Source organism: Cyanobium sp. LEGE 06113 (assembly GCF_015207615.1).
Genome location: NZ_JADEWM010000004.1, coordinates 140914 through 161960 on the forward strand (window position 1 = coordinate 140914; position 21047 = coordinate 161960).

At 66.7% G+C, this 21047-nt stretch carries 19 protein-coding genes and 3 pseudogenes; 15 read left to right on the forward strand and 7 right to left on the reverse strand.

The genetic code is table 11. From position 1 onward, the window contains the following. Nucleotides 1-14: 14 nt before the first annotated feature. The 4 genes and pseudogenes from IQ220_RS08550 to IQ220_RS08565 all read left to right on the forward strand — a co-directional run bounded on the left by IQ220_RS08550 (nucleotide 15) and on the right by IQ220_RS08565 (nucleotide 6880). A pseudogene (locus IQ220_RS08550) lies at nucleotides 15-4111 on the forward strand (DNA-directed RNA polymerase subunit beta'). Between the two features lie 146 nt (nucleotides 4112-4257). Beyond that, the gene (locus IQ220_RS08555; protein ID WP_186700139.1) at nucleotides 4258-4407 is read left to right on the forward strand and encodes a high light inducible protein; all 150 of its coding nucleotides are present in this window, start codon (nucleotides 4258-4260) and stop codon (nucleotides 4405-4407) included. Nucleotides 4408-4414: 7 nt separating this feature from the next. Beyond that, on the forward strand, nucleotides 4415-5536 hold the full coding sequence (gene rlmN / locus IQ220_RS08560) for a 23S rRNA (adenine(2503)-C(2))-methyltransferase RlmN (RefSeq protein ID WP_193914365.1): 1122 nt from the start codon (nucleotides 4415-4417) through the stop codon (nucleotides 5534-5536). A 162-nt stretch (nucleotides 5537-5698) separates the two neighbouring features. Then, nucleotides 5699-6880 (forward strand): hypothetical protein, encoded by a 1182-nt coding sequence (locus IQ220_RS08565; protein ID WP_193914367.1) that lies wholly within the window; start codon nucleotides 5699-5701, stop codon nucleotides 6878-6880. A 31-nt stretch (nucleotides 6881-6911) separates the two neighbouring features. Here IQ220_RS08565 and IQ220_RS08570 read toward each other — a convergent pair whose 3' ends face one another. Beyond that, nucleotides 6912-8423 carry a hypothetical protein gene (locus IQ220_RS08570; RefSeq protein ID WP_193814859.1) on the reverse strand — a complete coding sequence of 504 codons (1512 nt, stop codon included), beginning with the start codon at nucleotides 8421-8423 and terminating at the stop codon, nucleotides 6912-6914. Between the two features lie 64 nt (nucleotides 8424-8487). On the opposite strand from IQ220_RS08570, the gene IQ220_RS08575 reads away from it, so the two are divergent. From IQ220_RS08575 to IQ220_RS08600, 7 genes and pseudogenes are all read left to right on the forward strand, one after another. Beyond that, on the forward strand, nucleotides 8488-10257 hold the full coding sequence (locus IQ220_RS08575) for a sodium:solute symporter family protein (RefSeq protein ID WP_193914369.1): 1770 nt from the start codon (nucleotides 8488-8490) through the stop codon (nucleotides 10255-10257). A gap of 49 nt (nucleotides 10258-10306) precedes the next feature. Continuing rightward, nucleotides 10307-10432 (forward strand): hypothetical protein, encoded by a 126-nt coding sequence (locus tag IQ220_RS16045; RefSeq protein ID WP_255460123.1) that lies wholly within the window; start codon nucleotides 10307-10309, stop codon nucleotides 10430-10432. Nucleotides 10433-10474: 42 nt separating this feature from the next. After that, complete coding sequence (locus tag IQ220_RS08580) at nucleotides 10475-11275, forward strand: HEAT repeat domain-containing protein (protein WP_225875893.1); 801 nt, start codon at nucleotides 10475-10477, stop codon at nucleotides 11273-11275. A gap of 54 nt (nucleotides 11276-11329) precedes the next feature. Further along, nucleotides 11330-11536, forward strand: a complete 207-nt coding sequence (locus IQ220_RS08585) for a DUF2997 domain-containing protein (protein ID WP_193914371.1) — start codon at nucleotides 11330-11332, stop codon at nucleotides 11534-11536. Between the two features lie 4 nt (nucleotides 11537-11540). After that, nucleotides 11541-11929 (forward strand): annotated as a pseudogene (locus IQ220_RS08590) (DUF1257 domain-containing protein). A gap of 2 nt (nucleotides 11930-11931) precedes the next feature. Continuing rightward, nucleotides 11932-12345, forward strand: coding sequence for a ferredoxin (locus IQ220_RS08595; RefSeq protein WP_186698702.1), 414 nt, complete (start codon nucleotides 11932-11934; stop codon nucleotides 12343-12345). A 26-nt stretch (nucleotides 12346-12371) separates the two neighbouring features. Next, nucleotides 12372-13571: an aldo/keto reductase gene (locus IQ220_RS08600; RefSeq protein WP_193914373.1), complete on the forward strand. Its 1200-nt coding sequence runs from the start codon at nucleotides 12372-12374 to the stop codon at nucleotides 13569-13571. 20 nt (nucleotides 13572-13591) lie between these two features. Here IQ220_RS08600 and IQ220_RS08605 read toward each other — a convergent pair whose 3' ends face one another. After that, nucleotides 13592-14356 carry a 16S rRNA (guanine(527)-N(7))-methyltransferase RsmG gene (locus IQ220_RS08605; RefSeq protein ID WP_193914375.1) on the reverse strand — a complete coding sequence of 255 codons (765 nt, stop codon included), beginning with the start codon at nucleotides 14354-14356 and terminating at the stop codon, nucleotides 13592-13594. A 54-nt stretch (nucleotides 14357-14410) separates the two neighbouring features. Between IQ220_RS08605 and IQ220_RS08610 the strand changes: the two genes are divergently transcribed. Together IQ220_RS08610 and IQ220_RS08615 are read left to right on the forward strand one after the other, a co-directional pair. After that, nucleotides 14411-14860, forward strand: coding sequence for a J domain-containing protein (locus IQ220_RS08610; protein ID WP_225875771.1), 450 nt, complete (start codon nucleotides 14411-14413; stop codon nucleotides 14858-14860). A 42-nt stretch (nucleotides 14861-14902) separates the two neighbouring features. Continuing rightward, nucleotides 14903-15169 carry a DUF3143 domain-containing protein gene (locus IQ220_RS08615; protein ID WP_186698707.1) on the forward strand — a complete coding sequence of 89 codons (267 nt, stop codon included), beginning with the start codon at nucleotides 14903-14905 and terminating at the stop codon, nucleotides 15167-15169. Nucleotides 15170-15209: 40 nt separating this feature from the next. Here IQ220_RS08615 and IQ220_RS08620 read toward each other — a convergent pair whose 3' ends face one another. The 5 genes and pseudogenes from IQ220_RS08620 to IQ220_RS08640 all read right to left on the reverse strand — a co-directional run bounded on the left by IQ220_RS08620 (nucleotide 15210) and on the right by IQ220_RS08640 (nucleotide 18687). Beyond that, nucleotides 15210-15383, reverse strand: coding sequence for a hypothetical protein (locus IQ220_RS08620; protein WP_193914377.1), 174 nt, complete (start codon nucleotides 15381-15383; stop codon nucleotides 15210-15212). Beyond that, nucleotides 15383-16048: a dethiobiotin synthase gene (gene bioD / locus IQ220_RS08625; protein ID WP_193914379.1), complete on the reverse strand. Its 666-nt coding sequence runs from the start codon at nucleotides 16046-16048 to the stop codon at nucleotides 15383-15385. The genes IQ220_RS08620 and bioD overlap by 1 nt, the downstream gene beginning before the upstream one ends. Then, nucleotides 16045-16803 (reverse strand): methyltransferase domain-containing protein, encoded by a 759-nt coding sequence (locus IQ220_RS08630; protein ID WP_186698713.1) that lies wholly within the window; start codon nucleotides 16801-16803, stop codon nucleotides 16045-16047. The genes bioD and IQ220_RS08630 overlap by 4 nt, the downstream gene beginning before the upstream one ends. Before the next feature lie 2 nt (nucleotides 16804-16805). Continuing rightward, entirely contained in the window at nucleotides 16806-17486 is a 681-nt protein-coding gene (locus IQ220_RS08635) for an alpha/beta fold hydrolase (protein ID WP_225875772.1), read from the reverse strand. Further along, nucleotides 17477-18687: pseudogene (locus IQ220_RS08640) on the reverse strand (aminotransferase class I/II-fold pyridoxal phosphate-dependent enzyme). Before IQ220_RS08640 ends, IQ220_RS08635 begins: the two are co-directional and overlap by 10 nt. Before the next feature lie 36 nt (nucleotides 18688-18723). Here IQ220_RS08640 and IQ220_RS08645 point away from each other — a divergent pair. Next, nucleotides 18724-19731 (forward strand): bile acid:sodium symporter family protein, encoded by a 1008-nt coding sequence (locus IQ220_RS08645; RefSeq protein WP_193914567.1) that lies wholly within the window; start codon nucleotides 18724-18726, stop codon nucleotides 19729-19731. A gap of 232 nt (nucleotides 19732-19963) precedes the next feature. Further along, complete coding sequence (locus tag IQ220_RS08650) at nucleotides 19964-21043, forward strand: hypothetical protein (protein ID WP_193914381.1); 1080 nt, start codon at nucleotides 19964-19966, stop codon at nucleotides 21041-21043. Nucleotides 21044-21047 lie beyond the last annotated feature (4 nt).

Below are 21047 nucleotides of genomic sequence, written 5' to 3' on the forward strand. Positions count from 1 at the left end.
CGCCCAGCCGCCCCATGACCGCCACTCCCGCCAAGAAGTCCAAGTCGTCCAAGAAAGCCGCTGAGCCAAGCGTGGACACCACGTCTGCCGTGGTCACCCCGCCCCTCAGCCGCGAGGCGCCGCTGTTCCGCAACCGCGTGATCGACAAGAAAGCGCTCCGCAACCTGGTGGCCTGGGCCTACAAGCATCACGGCACGGCGGCCACGGCCGCCATGGCGGATGATCTCAAGGATCTCGGCTTCCACTACGCCACCCAGGCGGCCGTGTCGATCTCCGTCGACGACCTGCGCATCCCCGGGGACAAGGCCGCCCTGCTGGCGGAGGCCGAGGAGCAGATCACGCAAACCGAAGAGCGCTATCGCCTCGGTGAGATCACCGAAGTGGAACGCCACACCAAGGTGATCGATACCTGGACGGAAACCAACGAACGCCTCGTTGCTGCTGTGCGCCGCAACTTCAACGAGAACGATCCACTCAATTCCGTCTGGATGATGGCCAACTCAGGCGCCCGGGGCAACATGTCTCAGGTGCGCCAGCTGGTGGGCATGCGCGGCCTGATGGCCAACCCCCAGGGGGAGATCATCGACCTGCCGATCCGCACCAACTTCCGTGAGGGGCTCACGGTCACCGAGTACGTGATCTCGTCCTACGGCGCCCGCAAGGGCCTGGTGGACACCGCCCTGCGCACGGCGGACTCCGGCTACCTCACCCGGCGCCTGGTGGACGTGGCCCAGGATGTGATCGTCCGCGAGGACGATTGCGGCACCACCCGCTTCATCCCGATTGATGCTGACGAGCGCGGTCGCTTTGCCAGCAAGCTGGTGGGTCGCCTGGCCGCCCAGCCCGTGGTCGACGCCGCTGGCGTTGTGCTGGTCGACCGCGATGGCGAAATCGACATGCCTCTCTCACGCCGGATCGAAGCCGCTGGTGTGCGCACGGTGAATGTGCGCTCGCCCCTCACCTGTGAGGCCTCCCGTTCGGTCTGCCGTAAGTGCTACGGCTGGGCCCTGGCCCACAACCAGCTGGTGGATCTCGGCGAGGCCGTCGGCATCGTGGCGGCCCAGTCGATCGGTGAGCCCGGAACCCAGCTCACCATGCGCACCTTCCACACCGGCGGTGTGTCCACCGCCGAAACCGGCGTGGTGCGCTCCCTGGTGGATGGCACGGTCGAGTTCGGTCCGAAGTCCCGGGTCAGGGCATTCCGCACCTCCCACGGCGTGAATGCCCAGATCGCGGAGACCGACTTCCTGCTCACCCTCAAGCCCACCGGAAAGGGCAAGATCCAGAAGCTGGACATCACCACCGGTTCGATCCTGTTTGTCGCCGACGGTGACATCGTGCCTGGAGACATCATCCTTGCCCAGATCTCGGCTGGTGCCACAGTCAAGAAGAGCGTTGAAAAGGCCACGAAGGATGTGATCTGCGACCTGGCGGGCCAGGTGCGCTACGAGGATGGCATTCAGCCCAAGGAGGTCACTGACCGCCAGGGCAACATCACCCACAAGGCCACTCGCCTGGGCCGCCTCTGGGTGTTTGCGGGGGATGTCTACAACCTCCCCCCCAACGCCCTCCCTGTGGTTGAAGGAAACAAGGCCGTCACCACCGGTGAGGTGCTGGCCGAGAGCCGCCTGGTCTCGGAGTACGGAGGCGCCGTGCGCCTGCGCGAGAGCGCCGGAGCTCCCGGGAGGTTCAGATTGTCACCACCAGCCTCACGCTCAAGGACTGCAAGCTCCTGGGTGAATCCACCCATTCAGGTGAGCTTTGGCACCTGGAGGGCAAGGAGGGCAACCGCTACCGCCTCAACACAGCTCCGGGCAGCAAGATCGGTAACGGCGAGGTGATCGCCGAGCTCGCCGATGACCGCTTCCGCACCCAGACAGGTGGCCTCGTCAAGTTTGCCCCCGGCCTGGCGATCAAGAAGGCGCGCAGTGCCAAGAACGGTTATGAGGTGAGCAAGGGCGGCACCCTGCTGTGGATCCCCCAGGAAACCCACGAGATCAACAAGGACATCTCCCTGTTGATGATCGAGGATGGCCAGTGGATTGAAGCCGGCACTGAGGTGGTCAAGGATATCTTCAGCCAGACGGCTGGGATCGTGACGGTCACCCAGAAAAATGACATCCTTCGGGAGATCATTGTGCGCTCAGGTGTGCTGCACCTGGTGCCCGACAGCAAGGTGATCAGCAAGTTTGCCGATGGCCGCATGGTCATGCCCGGCGAAGAGATCAGCAAGGGCCTCAAGGCTGAGGCGATGGTCTATGTGGAAACGGCCGAGACCCCTGAGGGCAGCGCCCTGCTGCTGCGGCCGGTGGAGGAATACGCCATTCCCGATGCGGCTCACCTGCCGGAGCTCACCACGGTGAAACAGTCTGGGGGCCCGTACATGGGCCTCAAGGCCACCCAGAGGCTGGCCTTCAAGGATGGCGAGCTGATCAAGAGTGTCGAGGGCGTCGAGCTGCTGCGCACGCAGTTGATTCTTGAAACCTTCGATACCACGCCCCAGATGACCGTGGATGTGGAGGCCCTGCCGGACAAGCGGGCCAAGACGATCGAGCGCCTTCAACTCACCATCCTTGAAACGCTCCTGGTCAGGCGCGACACCCTCTCCGACGCCAGCCATGGCTCCACCCACACGGACCTGCAGGTGCAGGACGGCACCTCGGTCAAGAAGGGCGAGGTCGTCGCCACCACCCAGATTCTCTGCAAGGAGGACGGTGTGGTTCAGCTCCCGACTCCGATTGATGGGGAGCCGATCCGGCGCCTGATCGTGGAGCGGGACCTCGATACCCGCAGCATTGATCTCGGTTCGGCAACCCCGCTTGTTCGCGTGGATCAGCGCCTGGTGGATGGCGATCTGCTGGCCGAGGGCATGCCCTCCCCCTGCTGTGGTGAGGTGGAAGCGATCGAGGGCTCCAACCTGATCATGCGCCTGGGCCGCCCCTACATGGTGTCCCCCGATTCTGTGCTGCATGTCCGGGACGGTGAACTCGTGCAGCGCGGCGATGGTCTGGCCCTGCTGGTGTTCGAGCGCCAGAAGACCGGCGATATCGTGCAGGGTCTGCCTCGAATCGAGGAGCTCCTGGAGGCCCGGCGCCCCCGCGATTCCGCTGTGCTCTGCCGCAAGGCCGGCACCGTGGACATCAAGCAGGGTGACGACGACGACTCGATCACCGTCACCGTGATCGAGTCTGATGACGCGATCACTGAGTACCCGATCCTGCTCGGCCGCACTGTGATGGTCAGCAATTCCCAGCAGGTCAAGGCCGGTGAATCGCTCACCGATGGCCCGATCAATCCCCACGAGCTGCTGGAGTGCTACTTCGAGGATCTGCGCAGCCGCAAGCCCACCCTGGAGGCTGCCCAGGAATCGATTTCCAAGCTCCAGTTCCGCATGGTGCAGGAGGTGCAGAACGTCTACAAGAGTCAGGGCGTCTCCATCGACGACAAGCACATCGAAGTGATCGTCCGTCAGATGACCAGCAAGGTCCGCATTGAAGATGCCGGCGACACCACCTTCCTGCCCGGTGAGCTGATCGAGCTGCGCCAGGTTGAGCAGGTGAATGGCGCCATGGCCATCACTGGCGGTGCCCCTGCGGAGTTCACCCCGGTGTTGCTCGGCATCACCAAGGCCTCGCTGAACACCGACAGCTTCATCTCGGCGGCCTCCTTCCAGGAGACCACCCGGGTGCTCACCGAGGCGGCGATCGAGGGCAAGAGCGATTGGCTGCGGGGCCTCAAGGAGAACGTGATCATCGGCCGCCTGATTCCGGCCGGCACAGGCTTCAGTGGCTTCGAAGAGGAGCTGAGGTCGGAGGCCGGCCCCCATCCCGACATCCTTGAGGAGGACGGCATGGGCTACCGCCGCATGCAGAATCTGCGTCCGGACTACACGGTGGAGACCCCCGCTCCGCCGGCTGCCACCGCCGTGCTCGACGACCCTTCTGAGGAAGACCTGGAGGCCACCCGCAGCCGCCATGGCCTGGAGGCCACCGCCAGCACCACGGCTGCCTTCACCCGGCCGGCAGTGGAGGAGGGGCTCGAAGAGGAACTGGTTGCCGATCCCGCTGCCCTCGAAGGGCTGCAGGAAGAAGGGCTGCTCAGTGAGGAGTGAGCCCTGGCCAGGAGTCCTGGGGCTCCTGGCATGTCACCTTCCCCCGCCATGATGGCCCGATGCCCACACCAGTCCCGATCACAGCCAGTGCCACCAGCCCTCGGGCCGGGGGCAACGGTGCCGCCGCAGAGCGGCCGCTGACCGCCCTGGGCACACCGGTGCCCCAGCGCAGGCTGCCCCGCTTCGGCTTCCATACCCATACCGAGCGGCTCAATGGCAGGGCCGCAATGCTGGGCTTCATGGCCCTGCTGGCGGTGGAGTGGTGGCTGGGCCATGGCCTGTTGATCTGGCCTTGACCCCCTGATGACGGCCCCCCCCGCCTCCCCTGCCCACCTTCTGGGCCGCAGCCTGAGCGAGCTGGAAGCCTGGGCAGAGCAACAGGGTGAGAAACCATTCCGCGGCCGCCAGCTCCATGACTGGATCTATGCGAAGGGGGCCCGCAGCCTTGATGGCATCACCGTGCTGCCCAAGGCCTGGCGCCAGCGCCTGCTGAGCTCGCCTCCGGCCGGATCCCCCGACTGGATCGGCCGCTCCCAGGAGTTGCATCGCAGCATCGCCCGTGATGGCACCACCAAGCTGTTGCTGGCCACGGCCGATGGCCTCAGCCTGGAAACCGTGGGCATCCCGGCTAAGGGACGCCTCACGGCCTGCGTCAGCAGCCAGGTGGGCTGTTCGATGGCCTGCCGCTTCTGCGCCACCGGCAAGGGAGGGCTGCAGCGCTCCCTGGCAGTGCACGAAATCGTGGATCAGGTGCTGGCTGTGCGCGAGGCCATGGATGAGCGCCCCACCCACGTGGTGTTCATGGGGATGGGTGAGCCGCTGCTCAATCGTGATGCGGTGCTGGCCGCCATCCGCTGCCTCTGCGCTGATCTCGGCATGGCCCAGCGTCAGATCACGGTCAGCACGGTGGGTGTGCCGCGCACCCTGCCCACCCTGGCGGAGCGGGCCCTGGCGGAGCTGGGCCGCGCCCAGTTCACCCTGGCCGTGAGCCTGCACGCGCCGGATCAGCGGCTGAGGGAGGAGCTGATCCCCACGGCCCATGCCTATCCGATTGAGGCACTGCTGGACGACTGCCGCCGTTACGTGGCGATCACGGGCCGGCGGGTGAGCTTCGAGTACATCCTGCTGGGTGGGCTCAACGACCAGCCCCACCACGCCGAGGCCCTGGCACGGCTGATCCGGGGCTTCCAGAGCCATGTGAACCTGATTCCCTACAACCCGATTGAGGAAGAGGAGTTTCATCGCCCTGCCCCGGCAGCAGTGGAGGCCTTCCGCCGCATCCTCGAGGCCCGCCATGGTGCGGTGAGCGTGAGGGCCAGTCGAGGACTGGATGCCGATGCGGCCTGCGGTCAGTTGCGGCGGCGCCTGTCGCCCGGCATCACGCTCACGCCTGAATCTGGAGCGGCCCCAGCCTCCTGGACTTGATCCGCTGCCGCCAAGGGGTGCCACGGTCCTGCTGTTGGCTGCGTGGATTGGCTGACTTCAGTGGCTGTAAAGTCAGGCTTGGCTGATTAGGCGGTTGCCTTGCTGTTTGTTGCTGGTTGTCACCGCTCAGGCACATCCTTTCTGTCTGGCCTTCTGCATGAGATGGCCAATCAGCTAGGCCTTGTCAACCCCCTGTTTGCCGACTCTGCTGCCCTGCCTGCCACGTTCGAGAACTCCAAGGGATATTTTGAATCCCGTTCTCTGCTGCAGGCGAACGATCGCATTCTTTCGTTTTTTGAATGCTCCTGGGATTTTCCCTGGTTAGGTCAGCCTGATTTCGCCGCGGCCCAGAGCCGTGCCTTCCTGGCCGGACTGCGTGCCGATCTGCCGATTCATACCCGTGATCACTTCTGGATCGACAAGGACCCACGTCTCTGCCTCACCAGCGAGGCCTACCGTCATGTGCTGTTACGGCAGATTCCCCTGATCGCCATCGTGCGGCACCCCATTGAGGTGGCCGCCTCGCTGCAGGCCCGGGATGGCATCCCCCCCGACCGTGGCCTTGCCCTCTGGGCCGCTTACAATCTGGCCCTGCTCGGCCAGGAGAGCGGAGCTCCTCGGCTGTGTCTGTCCTTCGAGAGTTTCGCCTCTCCGGCCACCTGGCCGCTGCAGCGACTCAGCAGTGTCCTGTCCGCGCTCTGGGACGAATGGCTGGAGCCGGCCCAGTTGGAGCGGCTTTCCCCCGCTCTGGTCGAGCAGGTGATCGGCCGTTCCTATGCGGACGGCCAGGTCCGTCAGCGAGCTGTGCTGCAGACCCGACTGACCCTGCCACCTGGGGTGCTCCTGGTCGAGACAGCCGTGGAGGCCTGGCAGGGGTTGCAGACACGGCTGCTCGCGGGCGACCTCACCCCAGGGGTGGCCCAGGCCCTGCTCGGTCCTCTGGTCGCGCGGGTGCTGGCCTGCCCAGGGGCGATTCCGGGCTGGCGTTCGGGTACCGATCAGCTGGGCGCCCTGCGCGCCGAGTGCAGGCAACGTGAACTCGAACTGGAGGCCGCAAGGTCAAGCCTCAGAAGCCAGACCCAGGTGCTCAGCGAGCTCAACGCCGCCCAAACCAGGCTGCAACAGGAACGGGATGCCCTGGAGGGGCGGCACAGCGCCCTGTCTCAGCAGCAAGAGCACACCAAGGAGCGGCTTGCGGCCCGACGGGAGCGCAACGCCGCTCTCCAGCTGAAGCTCGATCGCAAGCGGCAGCTGATCAGGCAGCTGCGGCATCAGCGAGATCACGCCCTGGCGCTGCTGGGCGCTCTGCGGCAGCTGATCGCTCGGGCGATCCGCCAGATCTGATCAGGGTTTTTCTCGCCCTCGGAGATCAGCATCACCACACGTTTTCAATCACATTCATGGCGCGGAGATAGGCCGGAATCTCCTCGCTGGAGCTGCCGTCATCGGCGTTGCCGTCGTCGGGAATGGCCCGCCGGGCGTTGTCGGCCACCACGGCATTCGCGAGCAGATCGAGGCTTTCGGGGCGCTCCAGGCTCTGCAGTGCCTCCGAGTAGCGCCGGCTGTGGGAAGGGCGCACCGACTCCTGACAATAGTTGGAGAGTTCGCGGCTTTCAGTCATCACCCGAAAGGCAATGGCCTTGGTGTCGCTCTTGCCGAAGATGGCCATGTAAAGGAGGTTCACCATCGATGCGTCGTGCACCTGTATGCCGTAGTTCACCAGAATCTGAGGCCAGTAGCGCAGCGCCTTCAGACCCTCGAGGCCGCCTTTCTTGACGCCCGATTGCTCACACCACTGCTCGAACTCGTCCACATCCACGGGACAACGGCCCAGTTTGCGCATGCCCTCAGCCAGGATCTGCCCAGCCTGAAAGTTCCGCGTGGGCTTGCCGCACACTGGCAGCATCATGCTGCCGCGCACATCCGCCACCATCGCCGTGAGCTGGGTGAAGGTGTGATCGCGCACCTTCTCCATTTCGCCTCCGCGGCTGAGGGTGGCTTCGATCCGCTGCACCCCGTAGCCCAGTTCGGTGAGCGGAAAGGGCTGCCTGCCGTAGAGGCGCTGCCGGTCGCGGCGCCGCATGGATACCGAGGAGGCCTGGTCCAGGCACTGGTCGAGCAACAGCGTCAGCAGGGTGGGCAGGATTCCGGTGTTCTCGGCGTGGAAGGTGTAGCCGAATCCGGCGAAAATCGAGGAGATGTTCTTGGCGGCCTTGATGTACTGAGCCTCGACGTTATGGACTCCAGGTGAGACCTGAATGTTGGGGGAGAGCCGATCCATCAGCCGCGCGCCGATCATCGCGGTGATGCCGTTGGGATGGCAGAAGTTGGCTGTGAAGCTGTCCACGGGATCGCGCAGGGCACCGTGCCGGTGGAAGCCTGAGAAGAAGGCCAAGTTGGGCTGCCGTTCACACAGCACGTAGGAATCGTTGCGGAGCGGGTCGTGGCTGAAGGAACCCGCCAGGCAGGCCATCACCACCTGTTCACGCCCCAGCTCCCGGCGCAGTTCACAGGCCTCGTGCAGGTCCTGTTCGATGTGGTTGCTGTTGGCGGTGAGCACCACCAGATCGCAGCGCTCGATCAGGGTGCGCAGGCTGTTGGGCCGCAGCTGGCCATCGTGCTCGTGCTGGAGCATCTTCTCCATCGTGGCCACATGGAGAGGGTCCATGCCGGAGAGATCCCGCGGGGTGAAGGCTCCGAACAAGGAGCGGCCCGGCCGGGGGGCCAGCAGCAGGCGGTCGCCGCCGCCGTGCATGGCGCTGTTGTAGGCCAGTGATGCCGGGTAGAGCCCGATGCTGTAAAAGCCCACCCGGCCGTCCTCCAGATCCAGGATCCGCCTGCGCACGGTGTCCTGGTCGAGCGAGTCGGCAAAGAAGCTGTTCAGCATCGGGCAGGTCGCAGCGGCCGGCAGAGATCACGCCTTCATACTGCGCCCACCAGCGCCGCTCGCCGTGCACACGATCGACTGGCTGATCCTGATCGGCTATCTGGTATCCAGTCTGCTGCTGGGCCTCTGGCTGGCCCGTCGCAACCGCGACCAGTCGGATTACTTCGTGGCCGGACGCAGCCTCAAGGGCTGGCTGGCCGGCGCCTCCATGGCCGCCACCACCTTCTCGGTGGACACCCCCCTCTACGTGGCCGGGCTCGTGGGGGTGCGCGGTCTGGCCGGCAACTGGGAGTGGTGGAGCTTCGGAGTGGCGCACGTGGCGATGGCCGTGGTGTTCGCGCCCCTCTGGCGCCGCAGCGGCGTGCTCACCGATGCTGCCTTCACGGAATTGCGCTATGGCGGAGCCACGGCCGCCTGGCTGCGAGGCATCAAGGCCTTCCTGTTCGCCCTGCCGATCAATTGCATCGGCATCGGCTACGCCTTCCTGGCCATGGCCAAGGTGAGTGAGGCTCTCGGGCTGGCCCCTACGCCTGAGGCCCGTCTCACCCTGCTGGGGATCGTGGGGGTGCTGGTGCTGATCTACACGGCGGCAGGCGGCCTCTGGGCCGTGGTGGTGACGGACATGGTGCAGCTGGTGCTGGCCCTGGCCGGTGCCACGGCGGTGGCCGTGGCGGCCGTGCACGCCGCCGGGGGCATGGATGCCCTGCTGGCCAGCCTGCGGGCCCTCGAACGCCCTGAGTTGCTGTCGATGGTGCCCTGGCAGGTCGAGGGCGGCCGCATCCGCTGGCTGGAGGGGGCCGGCATCTCTGTGCCCACCTTCACGGCCTACATCGCCCTGCAGTGGTGGAGCTTCCGCCGCAGCGACGGTGGCGGCGAGTTCATCCAGCGGCTGCTGGCCACCCGCAACGAGCGCGAAGCCCGGGTGGCGGGATGGGTGTTCCTGGGGGTCAACTATCTCCTGCGCAGCTGGCCCTGGATCCTGGTGGCCCTGGCGGCGGTGGTGCTCCTGCCCGACCAGACCGACTGGGAACAGAGCTATCCCCTGCTGGCGGTGCGGCTGCTGCCACCAGTGGCTCTGGGGCTGGTGGTGGTGTCCCTGGTGGCGGCGTTCATGAGCACGGTGAGCACAGCGGTGAACTGGGGGGCCAGCTACCTCACCCACGACCTCTACCAGCGCTTCATGCGCCCCCGTGCCAGCGAGCGCGAGCTGTTGCTGATCGCCCAGCTGGCCTCGGTGTTGCTGGTGGTGCTGGGGGTGATCACGGCCCTGCTCAGCAACAACATCGGCACGGTGTTCCGGTTGGTGATCGCCATCGGCACCGGTCCCGGGGTGGTGCTGGTGCTGCGCTGGTTCTGGTGGCGGGTCAATGCCGCCGCCGAGCTGGCGGCGATGGTGGGAGGCTTTCTGGTGGGCTTCGCCACGTCGGTGGTGCCGTTGCTGCGCATCGACGACTACGGCGAGCGGTTGCTGGTCACCACCGCCGTAACTGGAGTGGTGTGGATCGGGGTGATGGTCTCCACGCCGCCGGAGTCTGCAGAGGTGCTGGAGCACTTCGTGCGCCAGGTGCGGCCGGCGGGGCCCGGCTGGCGAGGCTGGAGGCAGCGCACCGGCGTTGAACCCGAAGAAACGCTGCTGCAGCTGCTCACCCAGCTGGTCAGCAGCTGTGCCGTGCTGTTCGGCGCCCTGCTCGGCATCGGCGGCTTCCTGCTCAAGCTGCCCCTCTGGGGTTGGGGTGGCCTGGCGGTGGCCGTGCTGGGGGCCCTGGCGCTGCAGCAGGGACGTCGGCTTCAGGGCCAGTTGCGCGGACTGCTGGGGCAGACCCCACAGGGGTGATGATGGCCTCGGTGGTGGGCCTTCTGCCCCCAGTCCCTGCCGGATCCCAGTGCAATTCCTCCGCTCCACCCTGCTGCCCGCCGCCATCGTGGTGCTGTTCGGCCTGGCGCTGTTTGCCGTCAGCGCCCGCATCTGGCTGCCGGGCGACATGGCCGCCCCCGCTCCGGTGGGTTGAGCAAGATCCGTGAGTGTGTCCCCGTCCGATCCCTGGCCCGAGCTGCCAGCCACACCGGGCCCCTATCCGGAGAGCCCCCAGGAGCTGTATCTCGACCCTGACGTGCTGGCCCAGGAGCTGGCCCAGGAGTTGCTCGGCGATCCCCTCGATGAGCTCGATGGCGCCGAGGACAGCACGGTGGACGTGGTGGCCGAATGCCAGCTGGGCCTGACCCTGCTCGCCGGGGCCCACGAGCAGCGCATGCAGGGCCTGCGCATCTTCTGCGAGCACCGCGACCCCCGCTCGGTGCCCCTGCTGCTGCCCTTGCTGGAGGCCTCCTGCCCGATCCTGAGGATGAGCGCGGTCTACGCCCTGGGCCGCAACCCCAGCCCCCAGGCCGTGGCTCCGCTGCTGGCCCTGCTGGCCAGCGACGACAACGGCTATGTGCGCAAGGCCGTGGCCTGGAGCCTCGGCAACTACCCCGAGGCCCCGGTGCTCAACCCCCTGATCCGGGCCCTGCAGGTGGATATTGCGGCGGTGCGCCTCTGGGCCGCCAGTTCCCTGGCGGATGCCGGCAGCACCGGGCCGGCCAAGGCGGATCCGGCGGCCGCCCAGCTGCTGCTGAGTCTGCGCATCGATAGTGAGCCCGCGGTGCGCAGCAACAGTGCCTGGGGCCTGGGCCGCCTCTTCCCGGATCTGGTGCAGCCGCGCCAGCAGGAGCTGGTGGAGTGTCTGCTCCACACCATGCTTCACGACGCCGAGTCGGGCGTGCGCGATGAAGCGCGGCTCGCCCTCGAGCAACTGGAGCAGCCCGAGGTGCTGGAGCGGCTCCAGACCCTGGTGGATGAGGGGCTGCTGGCCTGATCCCAGCCAGCCTCAGATCACGGTTAACATCGCCCCATTCCGAACCGTCACGGGATGGCGCAACTCACCATCCGCTTCCGCATCCGGCCTGACGGCCGGGTCGAAGAGCTGGTGGAGGGCGTTCAGGGTCAGGGCTGCGAGCAGCTCACCGAGCGCATCGAAGCCCGGTTGGGCAGCGTCCAGCAGCGAAGCAGCACCGCGGAGGCCTACCAGCCGTCCCGGCAGCTCCAGAACGAATCCCAGACCACCCAGCTCACCTGAGGCCATGTCCCACTTCAGCACCGTCAAGACCGAGCTCCGTGACCGCGGCGCCCTGCTCGAAGCCTCAGCGACCTGGGCCACGATCCCCGCGAAGGGGAGTTGTCGGTGCGGGGTTACCGCGGCCAGAGCGAACTGGCCCAGGTGGCGATCAGCCAGTCCAATGGCGCCGACATCGGTTTCCGCTTCAATGCCAGTCAGGGGCGCTACGAACTGGTCACCGACCTCGACCTCTGGAAGCAGCAGGTTCCCGTGGAGCGCTTCCTGGCCCAGCTCACCCAGCGCTACGCCCTGCGCACCGTGCTCTCTGCCAGCCTCAACGAGGGCTTCCAGGTGAGCGAACAGGCCAACCAGGCCGATGGCAGCATCGAACTGGTGGTGACCCGCTGGAGCTGACCATGACCACCGGCATCGATCCAGCCCTGGCCTTCACGGCCCCGAGTCAGCGCGAGCAGCCAGCCGCCACGGGGCATGAGCCCGTTCTCGGCGGTGCCCTGCGCCAGCAGGCCGTGTGGGTGGATGAGGCCGTCTGCATCGGCTGCCGCTACTGCGCCCACGTGGCCGGCAACACCTTTCTGGTGGAGGAAACCTGGGGACGCTCCAGGGCGATTCGCCAGGACGGTGACAGCACCGACAGGATCCAGGAGGCCATCGACACCTGCCCCGTGGACTGCATCCACTGGGTGGCCTATGAGGCGCTCCCCTCGCTTGCCGAGCAGCTCTCCCAGCAGGACATCCAGCCCCTCGGTTTCCCCAACCCTTCCCGGGTCCGGCGCACCCTGCCCCGTCGGGAAGCCCGTCCATCGGCCTAGGGCTCGCCCTTCAAGCCGCTTCCCCGATGATTCCCACCCGTCGCTTCGGCCGCACCGAGCTGGCCATGCCGGTGCTCTCCCTGGGGGGCATGCGTTTCCAGCAGAGCTGGACAGACCTTCCCGCCGAGCAGATCAGCGCTGAGAGCCAGGCCAATCTGGCCGCGACCCTGGATCAGGCCAGGTCGAGGGGGTTGCACCACATCGAGACCGCCCGCCATTACGGCAGCTCCGAGCGCCAGCTGGGCTGGTTGCTGGGCCAGCGGCCCGATCCCTGCCGCATCCTCCAGACCAAGGTGCCCCCCCAGGAGGATCCGGCCGCCTTCGAGGCCGATCTCAGCCTCAGCTTTGAGCGGCTCGCGGTGGAGCGGGTCGATCTGCTGGCCATCCATGGCGTCAACCTGCCGGAGCATCTGCACCACACCCTGCGCCCGGGCGGTTGCATGGAGGTGGCGCGGCGCTGGCAGCGCCAGGGGCGCATCGGCCATGTGGGCTTCTCCACCCACGCCAGCCTGGAGCTGATTCTCGAGGCCATCGCCAGCGACGCCTTCGACTACATCAATCTGCACTGGTATTTCATCCGCCAGGACAACCAGCCCGCGCTGGAGCTGGCCACCCGCCACGACATGGGCGTGTTCGTGATCAGCCCCACGGACAAGGGAGGCCATCTGCACACCCCCTCCTCGCGGATGCAGGAGCTGTGTACGCCCCTGCATCCGATCGTGTTCAACGACCTGTTCTGCCTCTCGGCCGCTGGGATCCACACGATCAGCGTGGGGGCCTCCTGCCCGGCAGACCTGGAGCTGCATCTGGAGGCCGTGGGTCTGCTGGATCAGGCCGAGCGCCTGCTGCCGCCTGTGCTGGAGCGGCTTGAGCAGGCCCGCCGCGAGGCGCTTGGGCCGCGCTGGTTGGAGAGTTGGCAGGAGGGACTGCCGGACTGGTCTGAGGCACCCGGAGCGATCAACCTGCCGGTGCTCCTGTGGCTCCACAACCTGCTGGAGGCCTGGGATCTCGAAGGCTTCGCCAGGGCCCGCTACGGCCTGCTGGGCAGCGGTGGCCACTGGTTTCCTGGCGCCAATGCCGATGCTCTCGACACCACCGTCAGCGCACAGGCCCTGGATAGGGCCCTGGCCGGCAGCCCCTGGAGAGAGGAGATCCCGCCGCTGCTGCGCCGCCTGCGGCAACGCCTCGGCGGCGCCCCGGTGCAGCGGCTCAGCTCGGCCGCCTGAGGCCCGAAGCTCCCGCTGGTTCAGCTGCTGCCCAGGGGGTGCCGGCTGGGTACCCCCACGGCCCTGGGATAGGCCTGCGGGCATGGGGCCGCAGGGCTGAGCCACACCGCATGGCGGATGCCCCGCCCAGCGGGCAGATCGCAGGACGTCACGGCGCTGACTTCCGCCTTGAGGGCTCTAGCGGCCCGTTCCAGTGGCTCCTGGTCGGTCCCGCTCCACTGGCCGCGGTACAGCAGGGCCTGGCCCCCCGGAGCCAGCAATGGCACCAGGTATTCCGCCACCACCGGGGCTGCCGCCACCGCCCTGGCCATGGCCAGGGCAAAGCGGCCGCGGCACTCCACGGCCCGGCCGCTGAGCTCGACCCGCTCCAGACGTACGGACACCCTGGAATCCAGTCCCAGGGCCGCAACCATGGCTGTCACGGCCTCCAGCTTGCGTCCCACGGAGTCCACCAGGGTGAGACGGGCCCGGGGCAGGGCCAGGGCGATGGCCAGGCCGGGAAAGCCGCAGCCGGTGCCCACGTCGATCATCTCCAGGGGCTCAGCGGCGTGAGGGCTCTGCAGCAGGGCTCGCAGGGGCCAGAGGCTGTCGAACACCTGCGAGATCCAGTAGTCGTCACCCTCCACCAGCCGGGTGAGGTTGCGGCGCCCGTTCCAGAGCCGCAGCTCGTCCTGGAGGTGCTCAAAACCCCTGAGCTGGTCAGGGTCGGGCCGCCAGCCCAGCCGGCTCCAGAGGGCCTCAGGCTGCAGGCTCCCGGCAGCCTGGAGTCCGGGGGCAGTGGGCATGGGCGATCAACGGGTGCAAGATTCCTAGGATCTCCCATCCTGGGTTTCCTGTCGTTGCCGCCCTCCGGCTCGCGTTCCAGCCATTACGCCCTGCTGCAGCTGCCCTCCACAGCCACGCCGGAGCAGCTGCGGCAGGCCTTCCGCAGCCTGAGCAAGCTGTACCACCCGGATACCACCGCCCTGCCCAAGGATCAGGCCGCTGAGTCCTTTCTGCAGCTGCGCCAGGCCTATGCGGTCCTCAGCAACCCCGAGAGCCGTCGCCAGTACGACGCCGAGCTGCGTCAGGAGCTGCTGCTGGCAAGCCGCAGCGTCGCTCCCCCCGCATTGCGGCTGCAGCAGCCCGGACGGCCCCTGCCCGTGCGACGCGCCCTCTCCGGCGGTGAATGGCTGGCCCTGCTGCTGTTGGCGCTGGCCCTGGCGCTGAGCCTCCTGCTGGGGGTCGGCCTGGCCCTGGCCCGCGGGGTGGAGCTCGCTCGCCTCCCCAGCTGGTGGCCTCCGGCCTGAGGGTTGCTCCACCACCTGTTGCCGTTTCCATCCCCGCTTCGCATGCCCGAGCTCCCTGCCGACCACACCCCCCTGTACCACCATCCGCTGCCGGATCTGGAGGCCTGGCTCCGCCATCTCGGTGCCGTACAGAGCCCCTCCAACACCTGCCTCTGGGATCTGCACCGGCCCGCCTGGAGTGCCCAGATCGAATTGGAGGTGGAGGATCTCAAGGTGAGCTGGCAGGCCGATGGCCGCGACTGCGTGCGCCAGTTCCCCTATGGGCTCTCGCGCGCCGACGTGGAGGCGGCGATCCTGGCCGGCCCCTGAAGCGAGCCGGGGCCGAGCCAGGCCGGCCGCTTCCCGGCGCTCACTGGCAGCGGTCGCTGCGACGGCTCTCCTCAGCGGCCAGCGGCCCGCAGTTGACCCAGCGCACCAGCGTCAGCTCCACGTCGGTGAACAGGGCCAGGATGGCACCGCACACCACCACCAGGGCCAGGCTCACCAGGGCATCGCGGCGGATCCTGGTGTTCGTCAGCGGCATCACGGCCCCTCCGGTGGGATGGCTGGGGTATGGCTGCGCAATCTATGGCCCACCTGCTGGCGGTGCCATTCGGCTGCCAGGGCCTCCCGGGTCAGTTGCGTGAGAGCGGGCAGTTGAGCGATCACCGGGATGCCGCCCAGCTGTTCGAGGGTGCGGGGGTTGTCCTGGTGCTCCGGGCCGTTGAGGATCAGTCCCAGCACCGGAATCCGGCGCCGGCCCAGGGCCTCCAGCGACAGCAGGGTGTGGTTGAGGGTGCCCAGGCCGCTGCGGGCCACGAGCACCACCGGCAGTTGCCACTGCAGCAGCTGCTCGATCTGGAGCCAGTCGCGCCGCAGCGGCACCAGCAGCCCCCCCGCGGTTTCCACCACCAGCGCCCCCGCCACCGCAGGCAGGGCAAGGCGCTGCGGATCGATCTGCACAGCCTGCTGCTCGGCGGCCCAGTGGGGAGACACCGGCGCGTCCAGGCGGTAGGCCTCCGGCAGGAAGCGACTGTCGGGCAGCTGCAGCAGGGCCTGCACCCGGCCGCGGTCGCTGCCCCCCTCCAGGCCGCTCTGAATGGGCTTCCAGTAGCGGGCGCCCAGGCCCTGCATCAGCCAGGCACTCACCACCGTCTTGCCCACGTCGGTGTCGGTGCCGCACACCACGAGCTGCAGAGCTTCGGTCATGGTCTCTGACCCACCAGGATCAGCACATTCCACGTCACCACGCCTTGGTCGGGCCACTGCCGCAGCAGCCGTCGCAGCTGACCGGTGGCCAGCGGCGTGCCGCTGACCAGGCCGGCGCCCAGCTGCTGCAGGTGGCGCAGAAAGCCCAGACCACTGCCGTAGGAGCGGCTGAAGCGCAGCTGGTCGCGCCGCTCCAGCTGCAGGTGCCGCGCTGCCGCAGCCTCCAGCACCGCGGCATCGGGCAGGGGCCAGCGGCTGTGGGGCACCGCTGCTCTGGTGGCGGCCTGTTCCCACTGGGGGAAGCTGCCTGCCGTTGGCACCGCCAGGGCCAGCCAGCCCCCGGGCGCCAGGCTCCGGCACCACAGTTCGAGCTGCCCCGGCGGGTCCTGCAGCCACTGCAGCGCAAAGCTGGAGGTGAGCAGGCCGCACCCGTTCAGATTCCGGGGCAGCCCTTGGTCAAGGTTCCAGATGAGCTGGCCATGGCTGGCTGCCAGGGGGTTGTGCGCCAGCAGGGCGCGGCAGCCATCCAGCTGTTGCAGGCTGCCCCGGAAGCCCTGCTGTTCGAGAGCCCGCCCCAGCAGTCCGCTGCCTGCCCCCAGATCAGCCATCGGGCCCGGGGGCAGGGCCAGGCTCAGGCAGTGCCTGGCCAGCCGCCAGGCGACCGCCCGCTGCAGCTGGGCATGCCGGTCGTAGCTCGAGGCCTGGCGGGCGAAGCCCTGCGCTGCCCTGGCGTCCGCCACGCTCTCATCTCCCATGCTCAGAGCTCCCGGAGCCAGCCGATCACCATCTCCAACCAGGACGGCACCAGCAGGGCATGGCCTGCCCCCTCCACGCTGATCCGCTCGGCTGCGGGCAGGGAACGCTGCAGCCAGGCCCTGGCCTCGGGGACCACGATCTGATCCTGTTCAGCCTCCACCACGAGGCAGCGGGCCTGGGTGGGGAACCCCTCGGGCAGCGCCTCGCAGTGCTGGAGCAGGATCAGATCGTGCAGCAGCCGCTCGCGCCCCTCGGCGCTCAGCGGGCTGTCGAGGATCGACACCGGCAGAGCGCTGAGCGGCTGCGGTGCCGCCGCCTTCTCCAGAAAGCGGCGCAGCATGGCTTGGGCCTCCGGCCCTTGCAGCTGCTGGGCCATGGCCCTGAGGGCGCTGATCAGGGGCCGTCCGGCGGCACCGGAGGGCACGAAGCGCCCGAAGCTGGCCAGCAGCACCACGGCATCGGCCTGGCGCAGCAGGTCCGCCGGCAGCAGGTGGGGCCCGAGCGAATGTCCCACCACCACCCGCGGCCCCTCCGCGTCCAGCCACTGCGGCTGCACGGGTGCGCTGGGGCCGTAGCCCCGATCAGCGCTCTGCCACGGCCAGCCCTCGCGACGGGCCGCTGCTGCCAGGGGGGCCCAGCCGCGGCTGTCCCCCAGCCAGCCGTGCATGGCGATCACTTGCATGGACCGTCGGGGGATGGAGGACCAAGGGCCTGGAGCAGCCGCGGCAGGCTGCCGCGGGGAAGATCGTGGCGCAGCACCAGCCGCAGCCTGGCGGTGCCCCGGGGCACCGTGGGGGGCGGATCGCCACCGTGAGCAGGCCGGCCGCCTCCAGCCGGGTCTGCAGGGCCAGGGCAGCGCCGTCCTCACCCACCAGCAGCGAGAGGATCGGCCCCTCCCCAGCCGGCCGGGGCCAGCCCGCCGCCTCCAGAGCCTGCCGCCAGCGCTGGGCGCGAGCCAGCAGGGCTGGCCCTCGATCCCGCTGCTGGATCTCGTCCAGGGCGGCCAGCGCCGCAGCGGCCAGCGGCGGGGCCAGGGCGGTGGTGTAGCGAAAGGCGCCACTGCTCTGCAGCAGCCATTCGATCGTGAGCTCGTCGCCGGCCAGGAAGGCCCCGCCGCTGCCGAAGGCCTTGCCCAAGGTGCCGCTGATCAGGGCGATGGATGGCAGGCCATGGCCCAGACCCCGTCCTGTCTGCCCCAGCACCCCCAGGGCGTGGGCCTCATCCAGCACCAAGGCTGCGCCGTGGGCGGCGCAGAGCGCGGCCAGGTCCGCCACGGCTGGGCTGGTGCCCTGCATCGAGTACAGGCTCTCACTGAGCACCACCAGGCGTTGAGCGGGATCGATCCGACGCGCTCCGGCCAACCGTCGCTCCAGATCGCTGAGGTCGTTGTGGCGGAAGCGTCTCAGCTGGGCTCCGCTGGCCCTGACGCCCATCAGCAGCGAGTGGTGGATCAGCCGATCGGCCAGCACCAGGCTGTGCCGATCGGCCAGGGCCGTCACCGCGGCCAGGTTGGCCTGGAAGCCACTCGGGAAGAGCAGCGCCCGCTCACGACCGAGCCAGGTGGCCAGCTGCTGTTCGAGGGCCGTGTGCACGGGCCGGGTGCCACTCACCAGGCGCGAGCCGCCTGCACCGACACCCTGCTCGTCCATGACCTGCCTTGCCGCTGCCACGACCGCGTCATGCTGGGCCAGGCCCAGGTAGTCGTTGCTGGCCAGGTCCAGCAGGGGTGGGCCCTGGTCTGGCGTCAGGCGGGCTGCACCCCGTGCCGAGAGGCTGCGCAAACGACGCAGGCCGTCAGCAGGGATGGCGGCCAACGCCTGGTGGAGCTCCTCCTGCCAGCTCGACGCGCCGGCCTGAAGCGCCCCCTCAACCTGATTGGCCATCACTGCAGATTAAGGTTCCGACCCCACTGTTCCGGCATTCCCCTGGAGCGCTTCACCGTTCTCTTTCCCGTCTGGACCCTGCTGGCTGTGCTGCTGGCCCTGCCGTTCCCGGGGCTGTTCAGCTGGCTGCAGGGTGGCTGGATCGTGGCCGCCCTGGCCCTGATCATGCTCGGCATGGGCCTCGATCTGGAGCCGGCTGATTTCCGTCGGGTGCTGCTGAGGCCGCTTCCGGCGCTGATCGGCGTGGCCGCCCAGTTCCTGGTGATGCCCCTGCTGGCCGCCCTGGTGGCCTGGTGGTTGCAGCTCCAGCCCCCCCTCGCCGTGGGATTGATCCTGGTGGGGTGCTGCCCCGGCGGCACGGCCAGCAATGTGGTGGCCCTGATCGCCCGGGCCGATGTGGCCCTCTCGGTGGTGATGACCACGGTGAGCACCCTGCTGGCCGTGCTGCTCACGCCGCTGCTCACCAGCGGATTGGCCGGCCGCTACGTACCGGTGGACGGCTGGAGGCTGCTGCTGGATGTGCTGCAGGTGGTCTTGCTGCCGGTGGTTCTGGGGGTGCTGCTCAAGCGGATCAGCCCACCGCTGGCCAGGCGGATCGCACCGGCGATGCCCCCTCTGGCGGTGCTGGCCATCGTGTTGATCGTGGCCAGCATCGTCGGCAGCCAGCGCGATGCACTGGTGGAGCAGGGCCGCCTGTTGCTGCTGGCCACCCTCCTGCTCCACGCCGGTGGTTTTCTGCTGGGCTGGTTGATCCCGGCGTTGCTGCGTCAGCCGCAAGCTGTGAGGCGCACGGTCAGCCTTGAGGTGGGGATGCAGAACTCTGGATTGGCTGTGGTTCTGGCCCGCTCCGGCTTCGCCATCTCACCGCTCACCGCCCTGCCCGGTGCGATTTCTGCCGTCGTCCATGCGGTGCTGGGCAGTGTGCTGGCCGTGATCTGGCGCAAGACGCTCTGCAGGGCAGGGAGATGTGCCGATGATGCTCAGTCCATCACACGCAACTGTGGCAATGTAGGGCAATCTCCTGACAAAAATCCACACAACTAAAGCAACGGCTTGATCATCAACGAGATGGCCATCAGGGCAATGATAATCATTTGGATGATCTCGCAGCTCCAGTAAAGCTGAAGCAAGTGGGCAGTGGCGAGATGAGTGGTAAAATAGATGAGATTAAGGACGGGATGGGTCAAGCCTCCGCCTTTCTAGACCTAATCCCCTAGGCTCAATGCGTAGACTATTCAAGATCATTCAAAAGCTCTATAGGGGAATGGTGCTACGATTGAGTGTTCGTGGCCACAGAGAAAGCAAAAATTTGCGGCGTGGTGAACTGGCCACTGAATCCAAGATCATTGGTCTTGACAAGCTTGCCACATCCTTGTCAACAGTGACGGTACTATTTATTCACTATCATCACAGGGGATTGATCTCTGCAGGATACCTGAAAGTCATTTCCTCCGCCATCGAATGTGGCTACCGAGTGGTGTTAGTCTCCACAAAGCTATCGGACCTTTGGTGTGAAAAGCTTGTATCGATGTCGGTGGCTGTCATTCAAAGAGGAAATAGTGGTTATGACTTTGGCTCTCTTCAAGCGGCTCGAAAGATTTTGATGGAGCACGGTCTTTTTGGCTCCAAGCGATATGTTGTGATCAATAGCAGTATGCTGAATATCGCCAGCCATGGCTTCCATGGCGATCCTTTCCTTGACGCCTTGGTGGATCCACCGGATGAGGCTGATCTAGTAGGAATCACAAGCTCCTATGAGGATCGCACCTTTCACATTCAGACGTTCTTCTTCAGCATGTCGCAACGTATGTTTGAGGCAAAAACCTTTGGCAGGTTCCTTGGTGACTATCTTCGTGGCCTGAGCTCAACGAAAGAAGCGTCTCGCACATATGCAATCAAAAACGGAGAATTGAAGCTAACGAGATTTGCCCTTTCACAAGGTTTGCTAGCCAGATCCTTGCTATTTCATCATGGCCTTCCCGATGTGGCTGCTTTTGAAGAGATGAAGGTACTATCACGTAAAATGGTGGGCATTCTTGAAGATGAAGATGGGCTGGTCTGTGCGAATAATATTAAATCATTGATTAATGATTTTTCATCTGAGTGGATTCCCAAGGCAGGTCTGCAATACAATCCATCCCAGGCCTGCTGGGCTTTATTGATGTCGCGAGGCTTTCTTTTTCTCAAGCGTGAGGTTTTAGAGCTCAGTGAAACCCGCTCTATCCATGCTCCTTCAGTGTGTGCACTGCTCATGCCATTGCTGAGTTTATTGACCATTGATATTCCCGAATGGTCAGACTTGAATCAACTTCCAGAGATAATCTATGCTCCACCCCTAAGATCGAGTAAGCGATGATCAA

Bases quoted from the DNA above. Each gene is read 5' to 3' on its own strand.
- rlmN (WP_193914365.1), top strand. From the start codon at position 4,415: ATGACGGCCCCCCCCGCCTCCCCTGCCCACCTTCTGGGCCGCAGCCTG.
- IQ220_RS08565 (WP_193914367.1), top strand. From the start codon at position 5,699: ATGGCCAATCAGCTAGGCCTTGTCAACCCCCTGTTTGCCGACTCTGCT.
- IQ220_RS08570 (WP_193814859.1), bottom strand. From the start codon at position 8,423: ATGCTGAACAGCTTCTTTGCCGACTCGCTCGACCAGGACACCGTGCGC.
- IQ220_RS08585 (WP_193914371.1), top strand. From the start codon at position 11,330: ATGGCGCAACTCACCATCCGCTTCCGCATCCGGCCTGACGGCCGGGTC.
- IQ220_RS08595 (WP_186698702.1), top strand. From the start codon at position 11,932: ATGACCACCGGCATCGATCCAGCCCTGGCCTTCACGGCCCCGAGTCAG.
- IQ220_RS08600 (WP_193914373.1), top strand. From the start codon at position 12,372: ATGATTCCCACCCGTCGCTTCGGCCGCACCGAGCTGGCCATGCCGGTG.
- IQ220_RS08605 (WP_193914375.1), bottom strand. From the start codon at position 14,356: ATGCCCACTGCCCCCGGACTCCAGGCTGCCGGGAGCCTGCAGCCTGAG.
- IQ220_RS08615 (WP_186698707.1), top strand. From the start codon at position 14,903: ATGCCCGAGCTCCCTGCCGACCACACCCCCCTGTACCACCATCCGCTG.
- IQ220_RS08620 (WP_193914377.1), bottom strand. From the start codon at position 15,383: ATGCCGCTGACGAACACCAGGATCCGCCGCGATGCCCTGGTGAGCCTG.
- bioD (WP_193914379.1), bottom strand. From the start codon at position 16,048: ATGACCGAAGCTCTGCAGCTCGTGGTGTGCGGCACCGACACCGACGTG.
- IQ220_RS08630 (WP_186698713.1), bottom strand. From the start codon at position 16,803: ATGGGAGATGAGAGCGTGGCGGACGCCAGGGCAGCGCAGGGCTTCGCC.
- IQ220_RS08635 (WP_225875772.1), bottom strand. From the start codon at position 17,486: ATGCAAGTGATCGCCATGCACGGCTGGCTGGGGGACAGCCGCGGCTGG.